This is a genomic window from Saccharopolyspora sp. SCSIO 74807 (genome assembly GCF_037023755.1).
GTDB lineage: Bacteria > Actinomycetota > Actinomycetes > Mycobacteriales > Pseudonocardiaceae > Saccharopolyspora_C > Saccharopolyspora_C galaxeae.
The window spans coordinates 5,286,103-5,305,004 of record NZ_CP146100.1 but is presented as its reverse complement, the minus strand read 5'-3'; the positions used below and the strand labels follow the sequence as shown (position 1 = coordinate 5,305,004).

Genomic DNA, 18,902 nt, shown 5'->3' with positions numbered 1-18,902 from the left:
CGTCTCGTTCCAGGGGTCGATGTGCACTGCCTCCACGTGAGCCGACGTCGAGGCGAGTTGAACGTGGGAGTGCGCGGCGTTGCTGTGGTTGCCCTTGCGAGCAATCGGAAGCACCAGCGAAGGCGCTCCCGGTTTCCACAGCTCGGCGAAGAACCGCGGGCGGTATCGGTAGTTCTGGCGTGGTCCCTTCTCCCTACTGGTCAAGGCCCAACCGGCGCGCAACGCCGTGTCCGCAGGAACGATGGAGACGACGCGGCCCGGATGGCGCTGTGCCAGGACGCGCCAGGCCAGTGCTAGGGCGAAAGCGACGCCGAGCTCGTTCGACTGGTTGGCCTTGTAGAGGTCCGCCGTCTCCTCACGAGGTGCCGCGCGGCCTCACCGAGCACTGGGCGCTGAAGTGCAGCCAGACGCTGGCCGGCGAAACAGGTTCCTGCGTGAATCTTTGCGCTGAGGGCGACGTCGTCGCTATTGATCATCGGTGGTCGGTCCGGAGCAGAGTACGTCCGCATGGACACAAGGCGGAGTGGCAAAAACGGCTCCCGTAGTGGTTCTTGGTCGCAAACGTGCGATCCAAGGGGCACGTGAGGCAGGAAGGGCACGCGCAACGTCGCCAGTCTCCGGACACGATCACAGACCCCGATGTTCGACCACTGGTGCAGCCAGTGTGGGCCGCTGGTGCGGGCGGAGTGGCGGGGTGGGCGGGCTCGCCGCGAATCGATGCCAAGTTGCCAGCGGAAGAGTGGGCGGAGATCGGTCACTGGTGAAGGTTTCCGTGTTCGGCACCGAGCCAGCGTGCTTCTTCACGCAGCGGGTCAGCGCACTCCTCGTGCGTTGCGGCACGGTCGATGTTGGAGCTGTTGGTACTCAGACCAGGCAAGTCTTTGACTACCGTACGCGGCGCTGGCACTTCGGCTCTCGTGTCGGCGTTATGGCGGGTTGACGTCGGTCGCCATCGCACGATGACTCTTTCCCGAAGGTGAGCGAGTTTTCTGTTCGCCTTCGGCGTGTCCGGCCAGTGCAGTACAGTCGCCTCGATCTGTCGTGATCACGGGTGGCAGCGTGGGTGGGTCTGCGCCACCGCGCTACTGCTCGTGCAGTGATTTCGGTGCGCATCACCGTGGGTGGGGGCTCTCGTGGTTCGGGTGAGGGTTGGTCGCGATGGCGTATCTTTCGGAGCACTCGCTTTTGCTGGGCGGACTACCGGAAGCGCTCGCAGCCTCCGCTCGGCGGTGTGCGTTTCGGCGGGTCCGCCTCGCACACGGCCGAGCGGATCACTGGCATGAACACCGGCCGGTTTCAGGGGGAAGGTGGATCGGAGCCGCCACCGACCTGCCGGTGACCGGCACGGCTCTCGGTCAGATCGGATCGGCGTTGAGCCAGTTTTCGTCGCGGTGGTCGGAGTTGCAGGTCTGGTGCGGCCGTTGGCGCAGCAGGCGCGGGGTTTGTGGGGGCACATCCGGGTTGCCGCAGGCCCATCGAGACCAAGCTGAAGTCGGCGGAAGGCCGAAACGGGGATCGATACGGCGATGAGTGGCAGAACGGCATCTCCGAGCGGGTCCGTCGTCGACCGCGCGCTCGCTGCGATCGAACGGATCGCCAACCGGCTGCCCGAACCTTTCTTCCTGTTCGGAGCGTTGTACCTGGTGGTCGCCGGGGTGTCCACTGTGCTCGCTGCGGCTGGCGTCGAGGTGCGGGCGTTCGGTGAGACAAAGCCTCTTCGTGGTTTGTTCAGCGGTCCCGGTGTGGAGTTCCTGTTAACGAAGCTGGGTGCGAACTTCATCGGCTTTCCGCCGATGGAGACGGTTCTGACGATCATGCTGGGGGTCGGGCTCGCCGAGCGCAGCGGCTTGCTCACCGCACTGGTGCGGTGGGGTTTCAGGGGAGCACCGCGCTGGGCGGTGCCGTACGCGGTGAGCTTCGTGGGAATTTCGGCCAGCTTGATGGCTGACGCCGCGTTCATCATCGTTCCGCCGTTGGCGATGATGGTGTTCAAGGCCGCGGGACGGCATCCGGTGGCGGGGTTGCTGGGTGGTTTTGCCGCAGTGGGGGCGGGTATCGCGCTCGCGCCCGTCGTGATGACCATCGACGTCCTGTACGCGGGGATCACCAACCAGGTGAGCGAGTCCATGTCGATCGGCGGGTCGGTCGTCACCCCGGTGTCCAACTACTACTTCAGCCTCGCGTCGTCCTTGGTCCTCACCGTTGTTGCGGGAATGCTGATCGACCGGCTCATCGAGCCCCGCGTCGTCCGGGCGGGTGTTCCGCGAGATGAAACCGCGGCCACAGCGGATCCGACCCTCGATGACGTCGGGCTCGGCAAGCCGGAGCGGAGGGGACTCACGAGGGCTGCGGCGAGTTTCGCCTTGGTCGGGGTGCTCATGATCTCGTTGGCGCTCTGGCCCAACTCTCCGCTGCGCAACGCGGAGGGCGGTTTTCTGCCCGAGTCGCCGCTGTTGGATTCGGTCACCACGCTGCTGTTCCTGACCTTCGCAGTACCGGGAATCGTGTACGGGGCGGTAGTCGGCACGATCGCACGGGCAGCCGACGTGCCGAAAATGATGGCGGCGTCGCTCCGCGAGCTGTCGGGATTTCTGATCACGGCGTTCATGCTCGGGCAGCTCATCGCCCTGTTCAACTGGACGAACCTCGGGGGATGGATCGCGGTGTCGGGCGCTGATGCGATGCGCGCGTTCAGCTTTGACGGCTACCTGGCGTTGTTCGGGTTCGTGGTACTCGTCTCGCTGTTGAACCTGGTCATCGTTTCTGGGCCGGGGTTGTGGTCGATCACGGCAGCGGTTTTCGTGCCGATGTTCACGCTCATCGGCCTCGAACCCGGACTGGCGCAGGCCGCCTTTCGCGTAGGAGACTCGGCGACGCAGATCATTACGCCGATGAACCCGTACATGATCGTCGTTCTCGCTCAGCTGCGCCGCTACGAGCCGCAGGCGGGAATGGGGACATTGCTGGCTCGCATGCTCCCCTTCGTGGTGCCGTTCTGGGGGGTGTGGATGCTGGTTCTGGCCGTGTTCTACTTCGCCGACCTGCCGCTGGGTCCGGGCATGGAAGTCCACATCGGACGCTGATGTCGCCGTCGTCCGAGTACGTCGGCCACGGTAGACCGACACCGCCTGGGCCGTTCGCGGCGCGAGTGGTGATTCTCTGGCGGCGGTTGGTGTGGCCCGGCAAGTACGAGTGGAGCGGGACTGGGGTTGTCCGGCGGTCGCAGGTATGCCCTTGGCAGTGACCGGTACCCTGCGGCGGGTGCGGATGTACCTGTCTTCGTTCCGAGTGGGAAATCGTCCGGATGAGCTGTTGCGGCTGTCGGGTACTGCTCGGCCTCGGACCGCACTGATCCACAACGCGGACGACTACAAGTCCGAGGTGGACCGGGCGACGTCGCTGCGTCGGGAGTTGCACGAGCTCGACGATGTCGGCCTGGATCCGTTCGAGGTGGACCTGCGGCACTATTTCGGCGCGGAGCGGGAGCTGCGTGCGGTGTTGGGCGAAGTGGACGTGCTGTACGTGCGGGGCGGCAACGTTTTCGTGCTGCGCCGCGCGTTCCGGCATAGTGGTGCGGAACGAGTGGTGCCCGAACTGCTGTGCCGGGACGCGTTGGTCTACGCGGGCTACAGCGCGGGACCGAGCGTGCTCGGTCCGACTCTGCGCGGCGTCGAGGGCCATGTGGATGATCCGAGTTGCGTGCCCGCAGAGTACCCGGAGGAACCGCCGATTTTCGGCGGTCTGGGTGTACTGCCGTACGCGATCGCCCCGCATTTCGAATCGGACCATCCGGAGTCTGCTGAGATCGACCGGTCGATCCGGTACTTCATCACCCGCCACATCCCGTTCATCGCGTTGCGGGACGGTGAGGCGATCGTTGTCGAAGGGGACCGGCGTACGGTCGTCGGCTGAATTCCCCGGTTCTGGTGCTGGGTGAGCAGACTGCTTCCCCGTGTGTCGACAGGGCGACTGTGCCTTTTGCGGCACGGCTCCGACCGGAGTGGCCGAGGCACTTCCCGCGCTGGCGGAGTTCTTGCGCGCAGCCGGAAGGGTCACTGAACGTAGCGGAATACTGCGGAAAACCGTCCGTTCGGCTGCTGGAGTACGAGCGGCGAGTCGGAAATCCTCGACCGTGCACCGTTGGCGGTACAGCTCGCATCGGACATCGACGGAGCGATGCGGACAGCGGTCCGTGTGCGCCCAGTCGCCGATGTTCGGGGTGCTAGGTCGAACTGCTGCGCCTGGGGAGGGCTCTCGAGTGGCGAGATGTTGGTGATTCGCTATCCGGCGCAAATCCCGAGCTGGCGCATTGTCGGCGGCCCGGATCGGGCAGCGGCACCAATTTGAGCGTGCTGGCGCTGGACGGTCACCAGCGAACGAAGATGACGCAGGGATCCGCTCAGCAGACCCCGAACCGGTGGACGGTGCGCTGGCGGTAGAGCCCGCCTGGGTCCAGTCGTGCCGAGGGGTAGGCGGGCCGGTTGGGCGCGTCCGGCATCGCACCGGCCGTCAGGCAGATGCCGCCGCGGGGGAGGGCCGCGTAGTGGTCGCCGGTGTACACGCCGAGCGTCGGTTGGTCGGTGTGCACGCTCATCACTCGCCCGGTGGCCGGGTCCGTGAGTTCGGCGGCCGGGCCGGTGGCGTCGTCGAGCACGAAGCAGTTGTCCAGCGCGGCGCCTCCGAGTTGTCGTGCCCGGCGGTGGTCCAACCCGCTGTTCGCGACCGGGGGCGGCGGACCGGCCTGCGGGACGAAGTCGTCGTCGAACACCACCGCCCGGTCCGCGCGCACCGCGAGCACATGATCATCCACAGTGGATGCCCTGGAGAGGTTCCAGAAGGCGTGGTTGGTGAGCGAAACGATGGTGCTCGCGGTCGTCGTCGCGCGGTAGTCGAAGACGAGGGTGCCGTCCCCGGACACCCGGTAGCGGCATTCCGCCGTCACCGCTCCGGGATAGCCCTGCGCTCCGTCCGGGCTGTCCAGCCGCAACCGCAGCTGCAGTTCGTCGCCGTCCCGAGCGGCGTCGGCGGTCCAGACATACCGGTCGAAACCCAGCGGCCCACCGTGGATGTGCTGGCCCGCTTCGTTCGTGGCCAGCTCGTGCTCCACTCCGTCGAGCCGGAACCGACCATCCCGCACGGCGCGGCAGAAGCGTCCCATCACCGAGCCCAGGTACGGATTCGACCGCCTGCTCTCGTAGGAGGCCAGTTCCGGCAGCCGGAGAACCACGTTGTCGACCACGCCGTCGCGGTCCGGGACCTGGACCTCCACCAGGCTCGCGCCGTAGGTCCACACGGTCACCGCGAGGTCCGCCCCGGTGTCCATTGTGTACGCGTCGACTTGGGTGGGCGGCTGCCCGGCGTGCCCTGCCGTGATGCCAACGGTCTGCCGACGGATCTCCACGGAGCGCCATGCTAGCGGGCGGATGTGGCGATGCAGAAGGGTGAAGAATGCGAATACACGGTGATGCGGTCCGATTCGGAATTCATTCCGGTCAACAGTACTCCAGCTTTCCGGAGGCTCTGCAGCTGTGGCAGGAGGCGGAGGAACTCGGCTACGACTGGGTGTCACTGTTCGACCACTTCCGTCCACCTTTGGGCGGCCCGGGCGGGCCCTGCTTCGAGGGGCCGACGCTGCTGTCCGCGCTCGCCGCCCGTACCAGCCGGGTTCGTTGCGGGATGCTGGTGCTCGCGGCGCACAATCGCCACCCCGCGATGGTCGCTTCGATCGCGAGCACCTTGGATCATGTTTCCGGCGGGCGTCTGGAGCTCGGGCTCGGAGCCGGTGGAGCCGACCTCGCACACGAGCAGTACGGGTGGGGCGCTCCGAACGCGGGGACGCGGATGGACGTGCTCGACGAGACCTGCCGCATTGTGCGTGCCTTGACCACCGAGCGGGTCAGCGACATCGCCGGGGAGCACTTCCGGCTGGCAGGAGCGCATCTGGAACCGAAACCGGTGCAACGACGGCTACCGCTGGTGATCGGAGGCGCAGGGGAGCGGCGAACGCTACGGATCGTCGCCGAACACGCCGACGTCTGGAACAGCCTGCCGCCCGACCCGGCAGGGTACGAGCACAAGCTGGGTGTGCTCGACCGGCACTGCCGTGCCGCGGGCCGCGCCCCCGAGGAGATCCGCACCTCGATCACTTTCCGCGCGGTGCTCGGCGCCGACGTCGCCGAAGCGCGCCGGAACCGGGACGCGGTGTTGCGGCGCCTGCCCAGCGGGTCGCCGGACCGGCACGAGTACCTTTGCTTCGGGACGCCGAAGGACTGCGTGCGGGAACTGCGCCGCTATGCGGATCTCGGGGTGCGCGATTTCCTTCTCGGAGTCCGGCCGCCGATCGACTGGCGCACGGTGGAGCTGATGGCGACCGAGGTCGCTCCGGAGCTGCGCTAGCCGCCGGTCAGCGCGACCCGACTAGGGTCGGAGGAAGACCACCGGAGTCGGACAGCGCAGTGCGGTCTCGGACCCGGTTCCGCAGCGCCAGCGACCCGGCTGCCGACAACGAACCGAGCACCAGGCAGCAGGTCCACACCGCTGCGGGGCCCACTGCCCCGTACAGCAAGGATCCGCCGCCGGATCCCAGCAGCGCCGCTGCTCCCCAGCCCCAGCCGAGTACGGCTTGGTAGCGCCCCCGGGCAGCCGCCGGCGCGATGTCGGCGGCGAGAGCGGCGCTGTTGCCTGCGGTGCCGATTTCGCCCAAGGTCCATAACACGGTGCTGGCCCCGAATTGCCACGGTTCGTGAGCGAGCCCGGTCAGCGTCATCCCCAGGCCGATCATCGCGGCCGATACCGCGAGCACGTGCATCCGGTCGAAGCGGTCGAACCACGAGCTCAGGAACGGCTGCAGCAGCACGATCAGCACGCCGTTCATCGCGGCGAGCGAGCCGTAGACCGTCGTGGACAACCCGTCGTCGCGGATGGCCAGCGGGATCGTCACCTGCCACTGCTGGTAAACCGTGGCGAATCCGAGCGTGACCGCGGTCAGCGCCAGCAGCAGCGGATCGCGCAACGCCGTCCGGTAGCCGACCACCTCCGCGCGGCGGACCGGCCGGTGCGGCTCGTCGCGTAGGCCGATGGCGACCACCAAGGCCCCGAGGAGGCCGGTTACCACGTCGATCACGAACAGCATCCAGTAGCCGTGCGTGGCGAGGTACCCGGCCGCCATCCCCGCTGCGGAGAAGCCGAGGTTGATGGCCCAGAACAGCAGACCGTACGCCCGTGCCCGCTGTTCGACCGGAACCACGTCGGCCACCAGCGCGGCGGCTGCCGGCCGGTAGATCTCCGCGACCACCCCGAGCACGGTGGCGGAAGCGATCAGCGCGGGGAGGCTTCCGGCGATTCCGAGCGCCGTCATCGCTGCGCTGGTCGACAGCAGGGCGATCAGCATCGTGGGACGGCGACCGAAGCGGTCGGCGAGCGCGCCGCCGATCGGCTGGCTCACCAGCGATCCCGCCCCGTGCGCAGCGAGCACGAGTCCGATCTGCGCGGGTCCGAGCCCCCGGTCGTGGAGGTACAGCGCGAGGAAGGCCATAACCATACCGCCGAGCCGATTGACCAGCTGGCCGCAGAACAGCACCCAGAACCTGGCGGGAAGGCCGGCGAATCCGCGCCGAGCCGTCCCGTCCCCCGCGTGTGGACAGTTGTTTTCGGTGACTTGATTCGTGTTGTTGTTCTTCCCCCAGTTCATGCCTCCGGGAGTTTAACCACCGCGCCGGCACGCGGTGTCCGAACATGCCGAAATCGGTCGTCGACTCCCGGCGTCGCGCGGTTCAGCGCGCCACACCTCCTTGGAATGCGAGCATTCCCCGCCGCCGCGCCAGCTCGGCGGCCACCAGACCCGCGAACGCGTGGTACAGCAGCGGCGAGAGCTCTTCGCGCACGCCGTCGCCGGGCAGTGCCAGACCGATCGCGGCGTGCTGCAACGCCGGGTCCGCGGGTTCGCCGACCACGGCCACGCGGCGACCGAGCCCGGCCGCGCGTGCGGCGACTCGCTCGGCGTCGCAGCTGGCGCGACCGGGCACGCTGAGCAGTAGCACCGGCATGTCCGGCGGATCCGCGAAACGTTCGATGTGGCACCACTCTTCCAGGTCCTGTCCTACCGCGAACAGGCCTGCACCTTCGGTGAGCTTGGCCGCCGCGTACAGGGCGGTGCCCCGGTTCGGACCGCTGCCCAGCACGCACGCCGCCGTCGCGTCGCTGATCGCGTCCGCGAGCCGCGCGCAGGGTCCGGCGAGCGATCGCGGGACGGCTGCCAGCACGTCGGCGCAGCCCGCGAGATCCGACCGCGCTGCATCCAGCTCCGCAGCCGGTCCCCTGCCCGCCCGTCCCGCGTGCACGGCGAGCAGCAGAACGGACAGCAGCCCGGCTTGGTAGGTCCGGATGCCCGGTGAGGGTTGCGAATCCGGGAGTCTGCAGACGATGTCGTGATCGGCGACGCGGGTGATGTCGCTGCCGGGGGTGCAGGTTACGCCGAGCGTGCGTTGGCCGCGTTCGCGCGCTCGGTGCAGAGCGCGCAGCACGGGCTCGGTGCGGCCCGACGCGGATATGCCGACCACCAGGCCTGTCGGCCTGTCGGCGGGCGGCTCGTGCCGACGAGCGTAGTGGAGGTAGCGCAACGCGCTCATCGGCTCGCAGCGGAGACCGGCCAGTGCTTCGAACGCGGTTTGCGCGGCGCAGGCGGCGTGGTAGGAGTCGCCGCTGCCAACGAGCACGACCTCGTCGACGGCGGCCAGGTGCGCATCCGGCAGCGATGCGTCGACCATCGCGGGAACGGTTTCCAGCAGCAGCCCGAAATCCTCCGGCAACCGCGTCACCTGGTCCACGAGCACATCCGGTTCGACCGTCGGCACCTTCTCTCCTTACCGCCGCGAGCGCGACTTCACCGCAACGAATTGACCAGCTGCACGTAGGAGCGCACCCGCTCTGCATCCACGGATCCGCCCCAGCCACCCCGTTCCAGGCAGCCGCCGACGAAGGCGCCGTCCGCCTCGGCGAGCAGTCGGCACGCGTTCCCGTGGTCGGTCCCGCCTGCGAGGAGCAGCGGCATGTCCGGCACCGCTTCGCGCACGGTGGCGATCAGCTCCAGGGCGGTGTCCGCGTCCGCGTGGCTGACCGCCAGCGCGTTCGCTCCCACCTGCCGGGCGGCGGCGGCCACCGCACCCGCGTCCCGTTCGCCGCCGAACCAGCGGAAGTGCATGGTGTCCACTTCGGCGATCATCCGGACGTCCGCGGCACCGAGCTTGGTCCGGTATTCGGCGACCCGCAGCGGCTCGGCCTCGACCCAGCCGTGCTGGGTCAACGTCGCCCCCACCATGGCGGTGGCTCGGACGAAATCGGCGCCCACGACCTTGACCAGCGCGAGCGAGCTGATGAGGTCGTTCTGCATGATCTGCAGGCCGACCTCGAAGGCGGGGTCGGTGCGCATCCGCACGGCGTCGAGGATCAGCGACAGCGCGGCGATGCGCGCCGGATCGCTCTGCTGCCCCGTGGGATAAGCACCGTCCACGGTCTGCACCAGGCACCCGTCGGCTCCGCCCTGGTCCAGGGCGCGGGCTGATTCGACCGCGCGACGCAGGGTCTCGTCGAACGAGTCCGGCTCGTAGAACGGCGTTCCGGGCAGGGCGCGCAGATGCACCATGCCGTAGACGGCGCGGCGATTGCGGGGTGGTTCGAACTCAGTCACCGCTGCTCCTCCCGGTTCGCCACCTCGCCGAGGTTCCGATGCGGTCGATCCCCGCCGCGAGTTCCTCCCACCGCCGGGCTGTCGTGATCCGGCCGACGGAGCCGGACAGGCAGAAGTTCAGCACTCCCGGATAGACCGACACCCCGGTTTCCCGGAGCAGGTCCCGGAAGCAGCGGTACGAGTCCGACCAGCCGGATGGCTCGATGGTGGAGTTGATCGAATAGTGCGGCGGGAACACCGGCAGACCCGCCTCGGTCAGCCGAACCGTCGCGGCCCGGCGCAGGACCTCCAGGCTGTGCTGCCGCAGCTCCCGTTCCGCCCGGTAGTGGCGGTAGGCGTCGGCGAGCACTCGCGTGTCGAGCTCGTAGGACGGCTCGAACTCGGCCAGCTCGGCTTCTCCTGGCGTTTCCAGATCGAGGTTGCGCCACCGCTCCATGCGGGCAAGCACCTCGATGGCGGTGTAGAAGAACGACGGCGGGCCGCCGAAAACGGTGGAAGCGTACTCGTAGTACTCGGCGACGAATGCCGGATCGGCCACCAGCCAACCCGCCTTCAAACCGGGTGCGGACCAGGTCTTCGACAGGCTGGACACCCGCACGACGTTGCTCGCGGTGCGCGCCGCTGGACATCGCTGCAGCGGGCCGAGCCACTCGTGGCACTCGTCGAGCACGATCGTGGTGGACGGCGCGGCCGCAACGATCAACCTGGCCAGGTCCTCTTCATCGACCAGCGCGCCGGTCGGGTTGCCGACGGTCTGCAGCATCACCATCGGTGTGTCGGGCCGCAGCGCCTCGATCAGCGGATCGAGGCAGGTCGCGCCGTTGACCGAGGACACCGGCACGAGCTGCACACCGTGCCTGCGGGCGATCGTCTCGACCAGCGGGGGGTAATTGGGGATCGCGCACAGCGCGGGCGCGTCGGTCGACGAGCCGTGCAGCACGAAGTCCGCCAGGGAGCTGATCGCGAACGTCCCTCCGAGGGTGATCGCCACGTTGTCGACCGTGTACGGATGGCCGCCCATGCGCCAGTTCTCGTACTGCGCCACCGCGTCGCGCGCGTTGAACCTGCCGCGCGAATCGGAGTATCCGTACCAGTCGCGGTCCAGCGCGTAGCGCAGGCACTCCTTCACGGTCTGCGGCAGTCCCCACGCGACTTCGTCGACCGACCCACCGGAGAGGATGATCAGGTCGTCGCGCCGCAGATCGCCGTAGAGATCGTCGCGGAAGTACCAGTTGAACAGCTCCTTGACGAAGCGCACGGTCGTGGTCGACGCGAGCACCTCCGCGCCGTCGACGCCGCGTCGCTTGCGCGCGGAACGCCAGCGTTCGGCAAGCATCGGCCGGTGCGAATGGCCACCGAGTTCGGATTCGACCCTGCCGAGCCACAGATCGCGCAGTTCGAAGGGGTCTTCGGGATCGTTCGCCCGCTCGAACACCTCCAGCACTCGATCGTCCACGTGGTGCTCGAAGCTGGTCCGCACGTACGGTGCACGTGGTTCCCGGTCCGCGCTGCCCAGCGCGTCTTCGGAGACCGCGGTGGTGTGCGGTGCGGGGATGGAACGGAACAGTTGCATGTCGGTCGTCTCCAAGGACTGCGCACGGCGCGTGCCGGCGGGAACTGGCCGCCGTGTCAGTTGATGCGAAGGCGCTTGAGGTGCCTGGTGCGAACGGAACCGCCGTCGGACCCGGCCGTGCGGCCGTGGAACACGCGGGCGTTGTCGATGACGAGGAGCAGACCGCGGCTCCAGCGCACTCCGCGGATCCCGGTGGACTCGTCGTACATCGCCGCGAGCAGCGCGCGGATGGCCTCGTCGACCTCCGGCGGTTCGGTGTCCGCGGTGCACGTCCATTCCATCGTGCTGCCCAGGAAATCCCGGAAAGAGAAGATCGGCCGGTCGCCCTCGAACCGCAGGACCGCGTGGTCCTTGCCGCGATAGCTGGTCGCGGACAGCACTTCCCGCTGGCGCGGGCTGAGCCGATCTGCCACCTCCCGCATCGGCACCACGGTCGTCTGCGCGGCGCTCGTGTCGTCTCCGGGCTCGCAGCACATGAGCACGATGTAGCGCGGCTGCTCCGGTAGCAGGCGACCGCTGCCTTCGGTGTGCAGCGACAGGTAGTTCCGTGCGAACGGCTGCAGGTCGTTGTCGTCGGTGCGCTGGTAGCGGCTCACCAAGTTCAAGATCACCTCGTGCTCGACCTGTTCGCGCACGGCCGGAGCGGTCTCTGCCGCAGCGGTACCGAGCTCGGCCCCGAGCGCCAGGAACTCCTCGTCGGTCAGCGGGTGGTCGAATTGGACGGTGAGCATTCCGTTGGCGCGCAGCACTTCCAGCGGCTCACCGGCGAATGCGGCGACCGGGTCGCGGTTGGGCAGCGTGACGTCCGTCGGCGGAGCCGGTAGCGACTTCCCGGAGTCCAACAACCGTTGTCGGTGCCGAACGTGCGGATCGGAAGCGCGTTCCCGAAAAGCACCTCGGATCAACTGGGGCCTCACATTCCTCCGGTGCGCGGCCGGTGCAGTCACAGGGGTCGTTGCAGATGGATTCGCGGGACTCCGCTGCCGTTGCGCAGCAGTGGACCGTGCTGGACGAAGCCCAGCTCGCCGAGCAGCTCGTAGGTTCCCGTCAGCTCGGGGTTGGCTTCGCTGCGCAGCACATCGGCTCCAGCCGCCCGCGCCAGTTCGATCGCCTTGCGCACGCAGCGCATCCCCACACCGCGCGAGAGCACCTCGGGCGAGACCGCCAACCGGCTCAGGTACAGCGGGGAACGCGCCGGCGGGAGCTCCGCTTCGGCGAGATCGAAGGTCGGTTCCGCTCCCAGGGTGAACATGCCGACCGGGACGCCGTCGAAGCTCAGCACCCGCACCATCCCCGCGGCGACCTTGCGCCGGGTCGATTCCACTCGGCGGTCGGGTGCCGCGGAGCCGTACCGCTGGGCTTGGTGGCGGTCGCTCGTGCACAGCAGCGCGTGCACCGCCGCCGGGTCCTGCGCCGTTTCCCAAGCTTCAGCCATGGCTCAGCCGGGCGCGTCGAGGACGTCGAGCTCGTCGTGCGCGCCTTCCCGGCCGACCAGTTCCATGCGGTCGGACGATTCGAGCGGCATGTGCGGAACCCCGAAGGCGACGATCTCCAGCGGCTTGGAGACGGTGGGGTCGGTCTTGACCCCGTGCGCGTAGTTGGCGGGCACGTACACCGTGTCGCCATCACCCATTTCGTAGTCCACGCCGTCGACGTGGATGAAGCCGCGGGAGCTGAGCACATAGAGGATGTGCGCACCGGGGTGTGTGTGCAGCTCGAACTCCGAACCCGGCTGCATGATGAGCCGGTCGGCGCCGATGTTGACCGCGGCGTCGATGGTCTCCACCGCGCCCGCCACACCGAGAATGCCTTCGAGCGGCACTTCGTTCGAATCGACCAGCCCGACCTTGGGACCCGTTTTCAGGTTCTTGATATGTTTGCCGGGGGAGAATTGGTCGTCCATGTGCGGAATTCTCCTTGCTCTCAGCCGGAAAAGCGTGGCCGGCGCGCCCCAGTGAGCGGTTCCGGCGGTTTTCGCCGGCTGCGCTTCGCGTGCGTGTTGCGCCTGCGGCCGCGACCCGGACTATTGCTCGCGGACGAGAATGTCCAAAATATCGGCGAGCAGTGATTCCCCATTCCGGGGGTGGTGTCGCAGGCGGAGATGAGCTGCCCTCGTGTCTGTCACTGCCCAGCGTATCCGGTGCATTGTTGGGCGTTAATCCGCCAAATGGGTCAAGCGGGAATACCGCCGACCGATGCGTGCAAATCGCCCGTGCGGATATTCGGTGAAATGTGGGGACGTCGGTGGCAATGCGTTGCTGCGCGTTCGACCGGGTTCATCGCCAACTCCGTCCGCAGACTGCGCGCAGGTCCCATCGGGACGGATCGTGCAAGCCGGTCAACCAATCCGGGTGGACCTCGGCGCCCGTGGACCGGACCAGGAGGTTCGGCAGGTGCCAGTCCCGGGTGAGCCGGCCGGAAGGCTCGTCGTGCGCGAATCCGAGGCTCGGCAGCGACGAGCGCTGGTCCGCCCCGATGTCCCGGGTCCAGATGAGCACCGTGGTGCCCGGTAGCACTCCGGCGGCCGCTTCGACGAGGTCCAGCCAGACCCCGTCGTCGACGGCCTCGCACTCCACGATCGTCGTCGGCGTGTGCCCGTCGGTCGCGTCGACGCGGGTGCGGTGCCCGACCAGGTAACCGGCCAATCCGTCGGAGTGCGCCGTCAAGTAGAAGTAGTCGGCCAGTGGATTGCGGGCTCGCCAAGACAGGTACTCCGCGTCCCGCACGTGCCGGATGTGCGTCGCGCGCGCATTTCGTTCGGCCAACGCGCCGAACTCCCGGAAGAGGTCCGCTTCCGGGGTCGCCGTTGTGCGGATCCGGGCGCCCGAGCGCGGTGCGCGCAGCTCCCGCTCGCGAGCCTGCGCCCACAGCCGACCCGTCGCCGCACCATCCGAGCGTTCTGCGGTCGCGATCGCCCACGGCCCGACGCTCTGCCACCCCTGCATCACCATGATCGGAGCGGCGCGCTGGTCGCCGAAGTCGAGCAGCCACGGCACGCCGTCCGCTCGCAGCATCCCGGTCAGTTCGTCGAGCATCCTGCCGAACAGCGGGCCGCCGCGGTGGTCGGGGGCGACCACGGTATCCGCGATGCAGGGCAGGACGACGCGGTCGCCCCCGTGCTGCCAGCAGGCACCGAATCCGCCGACCATGCCGACCAGTTCGTCGCCTTCCCAAGCCAAGAGGAGGTACCGGTCGTTCAGGTACGGGTTCTGCGCGTACTTCCAGTCCAGGTAGGCCGCGTTGCCGTCCGGCCCGCCGCTCCACAGCAGCTGCTGGAATTCGACCACGGCGGAACGTGCGGACGGCTCGTAGCGAGATGTGCGGATGTCCATCGTCGCGACCTCCGGTCTTTCGTTCAGTCCGTCCCGGCGGGGTCCGGAGCATCGCGTTTGCGGTCCACGAAGTCCGCCATGCGCAGCATGGTCCGGAAATGTTCCCGGTCGAGGTCCGCCAACTCGATGCTGATCTCGAAATCCTCCTCGAGCAGGGCGAAGACCTGCATGAAACCCGCCGAGTCGAGCTGGCCGGAGGCGATCAGGTCGGAGTCCGCCGCCGCGTCTTCGATGAACAGGTTCTCGGCCAGGAGCTCTCGTATCCGGCCGACGGTCGAGGTTTCCTTCACCGTTGGCCACCTTCCTGGAACAGGTCCCGCAGGGCCTGGTGGTCGATCTTGCCGTTCTGGTTCCGGGGCATCGCTTCCAGCTCCTTCCAGCGCGCCGGGAGCATGTATGCGGGCAGCGATTCCGCGAGGCGCTTGCGCAACTCGGCCGGTCTCGCCGGCGGGCCGTCCTTCGGGACGTAGGCAGCACAGATCCGGTTCCGCTCGAACCCGCCCACGTGGACGCTGACCACTGCACTGTCGGCGAGGTCCTCGAACTCGTTGAGCGCCAGCGCGATCTCGTCGAGTTCGATGCGGTAGCCACGTGACTTGATCTGCCGGTCGGAGCGCCCGTGGAAGTGGTGGACGCCGCCCGCATCGACCCGTGCGAGATCACCGGTGCGGTACCAGCGCCGTCCCGACGACGGCGGATGCTGGACGAAGGACTGCTCGGTGGTCGCCGGGTCGTCCCAGTAACCCGGGGTGAGTCCGACTCCTCCGATGCACAGTTCACCGACTTCGCCGACACCGGCCGGTCGGCCGGTGGCCGACAGCACGAGGAGTTCCTCCCCGTCGATGGCCCTGCCCAGGGGGATCGGTTCCGCGCACTCCGCGATGTCGGCGACATCGTGCACGGTGCTGGCGATGGCGCCCTCGGTGGCCCCGTAGACGTTGGTGAAACCCACGTGCGGCAACCGCTCCATGAGATGTCGCAGGTCGGCGGGTGCCAGGGCGTCGCCGGCCCAGATGATCGTGCGCAGGGCGGGGAAGTCGTGCTGCCCGACGACGTTCCGCGCGACCATCGCGGTCAGCACCGACGGCACCGACAACCACCGGGTGAGCGCGGATTCCCGGATGAACTCGGCGAGCGAGTTCGGCAGCTGGTTGGCTTCGGCGGGCACCAGGTGCAGCTGCGCGCCCGCGCCGAAGGTGCTGAACGCATCCCACACGGACATGTCGAAGTGCAGCGGGGCGTGCCCGGACGTGCGGTCCTCCGGCAGCAGGCCGAAGTGCCGCACGGCCCAGTCGACGAAGTGCGCCGCGCTCGCGTGCGTGATCGGCACCCCCTTGGGGCGTCCGGTGGAGCCGGAGGTGAAGAAGATGTAGGCGAGGTCCTCCGGACTGCGACCGGCCACCGGTTCGGCGGAGGTGGCAGCCAGATCGCGCGCGCAGATGTGACCTCTGCCCTCGCCGAAGCCGGAGCCGATCCACCACGTGCGTGGACGGTCCGCGGATTCGAGCAACTGGAGGGTGGCTCCTGCGTGCTCCTGGTGGTGCTCGTGCGCCAGCAGAGCAGCGGTTCCGCAACGCCGCAGCACGTCGGCCAGCCGCAGCGCCGGACTGGCCGGGTCCAGCGGTACGTAGATCGCGCCGGCTTTGAGCACTCCGAGCAGGACGACGAGTGCCTCGGCGGAGCGCGGCAGCAGCATCGCGACCCGATCGCCTGCCCGGATGCCCCGCTCCCGCAGCAGGTTCGCGAACCTGCTGCTCCGGTCTTCCAGCTGCCCGTAGCTCGTGGTCGCGGCACCGTCCACCACGGCGATCGACTCGGGTCGCGCGGTGGCCTGCTGGGACACCGCCTGATCGAGCAAGTGGGGCATCATCCCTCCAACGGGTCGGCCGTGGCTGGGGCGCGGTCCCGGCGGAGCAGCGCCTGGTGCGGATCAGCCGGCACCGCCCACGTCGCTGACCAGGTGCGCGATCTCGGGTCGCCGCACCTTGCCGGTCGAGGTGCGCGGAACCGGGGAGGTTCGGACCAGTCGTCGAGGCAGGGCGAATTCCGGCAGCACCGCCCGCAGCGTCTCGAGGATGTCGGTGTCGGCGAGGTTGCCGTCGGCATCCACCACAGCTGCGACGGTTTCGCCGAGCAGTTCATCCGGAAGCGCGGCACAGGCCGCGTCCCGCACTCCCGGGACGTTGCGCAGCGCGCGGTCCAGCTCGTCCAGCGAGACGGACTCGCCACCGACCTTGGCCTGGTTCTTCAGCCTGCCGGTGATGGTGAACAGCGTCGCCCCGGTTTCCGGCTCGACCGTCGTGAAGCCGAGGTCCTGGGAGTGGAACCAGCCGCCGGCGAACGCCGCCGCCGTCGCCTCGTCGTTGTTCGCGTAACGGTCCATCACGTTGTGCCCCCGCATGCAGATCTCGCCTTGCTCGTCGTGCGCGGCGACGGAGCCGTCGGGCCGCAGCACGGCGACCTCGTTGCCGGGGAATGCGGCACCGACGGGAGGTATCTCGGATTCGAGCATGATCCGCCGGTAAGCGGGCTCCGACAACGCGGGGACGGTAGTGGAGAAGTTCGTGGTCTCGCTTAGCCCGTATGCCTGCACGACCCGGTGCCCGGTTCGTTCCAGGATTCGCTGAGCCGTGGTGGCGCTGAGCGGGGCTGCGGCGGTGACGAAGTAGCGGAGGTCCGGGGTGTGGTGCGGGCCGCGCCAGAACTCGGCCAGGGCGTCGAGGATGTTCGGTACCACGCTGGCGACCCTCGGGCGGTACTCATCGATCAGCTTCGGGTATCGGAAGACGTCGAAGGAGTGCGCCAGCACGGCATGCGCTCCCGAGATCACGGTGCCGAGGACGGTGAAGTGCATCCCGTTGACGTGGCAGATCGGCAGGCACCCGATAATGCGCTCACCGGGGCGCATGCCGTGCAGCGAGCGGACACCTTCGCCGTTGCTCACCACGTTGCGGTGCGATTGCGCTACCAGCTTGGAGGCCGCGGTCGAGCCCGACGTGCCGAAGTAGAGGGCGTCGTCCCCCGGATCCGGCTTCCGGTCCACTGCGGACGCCGGCCGGCTGAGTCCGGAGGGTTCGGGGATCTCGGTCGCGCGAGCCGACATCTCGGTCGCGGGAGCCGCGAGCAGTACTTCTGCGCCGATGGTCGACATCTGCTGCGCCGCACGGGCCGGCGGGTCGCTGGGATTGATCAGCAGCGTGCGGTACCCCGCGCGCAGCAGCGCCAGCGTAGCCAGCACCGAGATCGCGTCGTTCGCGGGCGCAAGGGCGACGGCGGAACCGGGAGCGATCCCGAGGCTTTCGCGCAACCAGCCGGCCAGGCGATGGCTGAGGTCGTCGGCTTCGGCGTAGCTTAGCCGACGGGTGCCGCCATCCCGTGCCACTGCGGATATGAACGGGTGCGTCCCCCGATCACGGGCGTGCTCCGCCAGGTAGGCGAGCACATCGGTGTGTCGTGCCGATCGCATGTCGAACGGTATGCCCCGGTAGGTGTGGGCGAGCGCCCGATCCGTCTCGCGCATTCGTGCCTCACCTCTACCCCTGCGCACGGTGGCGGATCGCGTCGACCGCGGCCGCCGTCGAGGCGACGCTGGCGAACGTCTCCGCGTTCATCGCGTCGGAAGGGAAGGTGATGGAGAATTGCGATTCTATCCGGGTGACGAGCCGGACCAGTTGCATTGACGACAGCCCCAGTTCAACGAGTTCCGCATCTGGGTCCAGCGAACCAGAGCCTGTCAGATTAGTCAATTCGGCAACAATTTCAGCGACAGCGGCAGCGGTTTCGTCCATGTGCGCTCCTGCTCGTCCTGGCTCGGGGGGGGGGGGGGGGTATGGCCGCGACGTCTGCTTTCGGCGACTGGTTGTGCTGAAAAACCGGAGCGCACCGAGGAAATGAGCCGACGCGCCTTTTGTCAATGACATGTGATGAGGGACACATGCAATCCGATGTCACGGTACGGTTGTGCGCGACAATTCCTGCTGAGCTTTTCGAGTGGTCGTGTTCCCAGATCGCCTCCGCGATGGGAAACGCCGGCCACGCTAGGTCGTCACCGGGGCCCACGTGCTGCACTCATCGCGTGGCGCGGCGGCTCGTTCCCGAGTTCGTCGCCGCGTTACTGCCTGCCTACTCGCTCACTCCGGCTCATTCGGTGCGGGCAGCTGGTGGCCTGACCGAGGAGGTGCCGGTGGAGTGGGGGAGGCGAAGCCTGCGCGTGCGCAGTCGGCCCGCACGTCGGCTGCGCCGGCTCCCGCAACTGTCCGGCCAACCTCCGCGGTGGTGCCGGTGGCTACGTTGCCTCGTGGTCGGTGGCCGT

At 68.3% G+C, this 18,902-nt stretch carries 16 protein-coding genes; 3 read left to right on the top strand and 13 right to left on the bottom strand.

All coding sequences use genetic code 11. The features are described from left to right. Positions 1 to 1,526 precede the first annotated feature (1,526 nt). A complete protein-coding gene (locus V1457_RS24320; RefSeq protein WP_338597103.1) occupies positions 1,527 to 3,083 on the top strand; it encodes an AbgT family transporter in 1,557 nt (518 codons plus the stop codon). Between the two features lie 157 nt (positions 3,084 to 3,240). Then, on the top strand, positions 3,241 to 3,912 hold the full coding sequence (locus V1457_RS24315; RefSeq protein WP_338597101.1) for a Type 1 glutamine amidotransferase-like domain-containing protein: 672 nt from the start codon (positions 3,241 to 3,243) through the stop codon (positions 3,910 to 3,912). A gap of 487 nt (positions 3,913 to 4,399) precedes the next feature. On the opposite strand, the gene V1457_RS24310 is transcribed toward V1457_RS24315, so the two are convergent. Beyond that, a complete protein-coding gene (locus tag V1457_RS24310) occupies positions 4,400 to 5,401 on the bottom strand; it encodes an aldose epimerase family protein (RefSeq protein WP_338597099.1) in 1,002 nt (333 codons plus the stop codon). A 47-nt stretch (positions 5,402 to 5,448) separates the two neighbouring features. Between V1457_RS24310 and V1457_RS24305 the strand changes: the two genes are divergently transcribed. Beyond that, on the top strand, positions 5,449 to 6,396 hold the full coding sequence (locus V1457_RS24305; protein ID WP_338597097.1) for an LLM class flavin-dependent oxidoreductase: 948 nt from the start codon (positions 5,449 to 5,451) through the stop codon (positions 6,394 to 6,396). Between the two features lie 7 nt (positions 6,397 to 6,403). On the opposite strand, the gene V1457_RS24300 is transcribed toward V1457_RS24305, so the two are convergent. The 12 genes from V1457_RS24300 to V1457_RS24245 form a co-directional block, all read right to left on the bottom strand. After that, positions 6,404 to 7,690, bottom strand: coding sequence for an MFS transporter (locus tag V1457_RS24300; protein WP_338597095.1), 1,287 nt, complete (start codon positions 7,688 to 7,690; stop codon positions 6,404 to 6,406). An 82-nt stretch (positions 7,691 to 7,772) separates the two neighbouring features. After that, positions 7,773 to 8,852 carry an SIS domain-containing protein gene (locus tag V1457_RS24295; RefSeq protein ID WP_338597094.1) on the bottom strand — a complete coding sequence of 360 codons (1,080 nt, stop codon included), beginning with the start codon at positions 8,850 to 8,852 and terminating at the stop codon, positions 7,773 to 7,775. Positions 8,853 to 8,881: 29 nt separating this feature from the next. Further along, the gene (locus V1457_RS24290; protein ID WP_338597092.1) at positions 8,882 to 9,685 is read right to left on the bottom strand and encodes a BtpA/SgcQ family protein; all 804 of its coding nucleotides are present in this window, start codon (positions 9,683 to 9,685) and stop codon (positions 8,882 to 8,884) included. Next, entirely contained in the window at positions 9,678 to 11,258 is a 1,581-nt protein-coding gene (locus V1457_RS24285; protein ID WP_338597090.1) for an aminotransferase class I/II-fold pyridoxal phosphate-dependent enzyme, read from the bottom strand. The genes V1457_RS24290 and V1457_RS24285 overlap by 8 nt, the downstream gene beginning before the upstream one ends. Positions 11,259 to 11,314: 56 nt before the next feature. Beyond that, entirely contained in the window at positions 11,315 to 12,103 is a 789-nt protein-coding gene (locus tag V1457_RS24280) for a TauD/TfdA family dioxygenase (RefSeq protein WP_338597088.1), read from the bottom strand. A 98-nt stretch (positions 12,104 to 12,201) separates the two neighbouring features. Then, a complete protein-coding gene (locus V1457_RS24275) occupies positions 12,202 to 12,693 on the bottom strand; it encodes a GNAT family N-acetyltransferase (protein WP_338597087.1) in 492 nt (163 codons plus the stop codon). 3 nt (positions 12,694 to 12,696) lie between these two features. Next, positions 12,697 to 13,161: a cupin domain-containing protein gene (locus V1457_RS24270; protein ID WP_338597086.1), complete on the bottom strand. Its 465-nt coding sequence runs from the start codon at positions 13,159 to 13,161 to the stop codon at positions 12,697 to 12,699. 373 nt (positions 13,162 to 13,534) lie between these two features. After that, positions 13,535 to 14,590, bottom strand: a complete 1,056-nt coding sequence (locus V1457_RS24265) for a GNAT family N-acetyltransferase (protein ID WP_338597085.1) — start codon at positions 14,588 to 14,590, stop codon at positions 13,535 to 13,537. A gap of 23 nt (positions 14,591 to 14,613) precedes the next feature. Continuing rightward, positions 14,614 to 14,880: an acyl carrier protein gene (locus tag V1457_RS24260; protein WP_338597084.1), complete on the bottom strand. Its 267-nt coding sequence runs from the start codon at positions 14,878 to 14,880 to the stop codon at positions 14,614 to 14,616. After that, a complete protein-coding gene (locus V1457_RS24255) occupies positions 14,877 to 16,457 on the bottom strand; it encodes an amino acid adenylation domain-containing protein (protein WP_338597083.1) in 1,581 nt (526 codons plus the stop codon). Before V1457_RS24255 ends, V1457_RS24260 begins: the two co-directional genes overlap by 4 nt. A 63-nt stretch (positions 16,458 to 16,520) precedes the next feature. After that, entirely contained in the window at positions 16,521 to 18,110 is a 1,590-nt protein-coding gene (locus tag V1457_RS24250; protein WP_338597082.1) for a class I adenylate-forming enzyme family protein, read from the bottom strand. A 13-nt stretch (positions 18,111 to 18,123) separates the two neighbouring features. After that, a complete protein-coding gene (locus tag V1457_RS24245; protein WP_338597080.1) occupies positions 18,124 to 18,378 on the bottom strand; it encodes an acyl carrier protein in 255 nt (84 codons plus the stop codon). Positions 18,379 to 18,902: the final 524 nt, after the last annotated feature.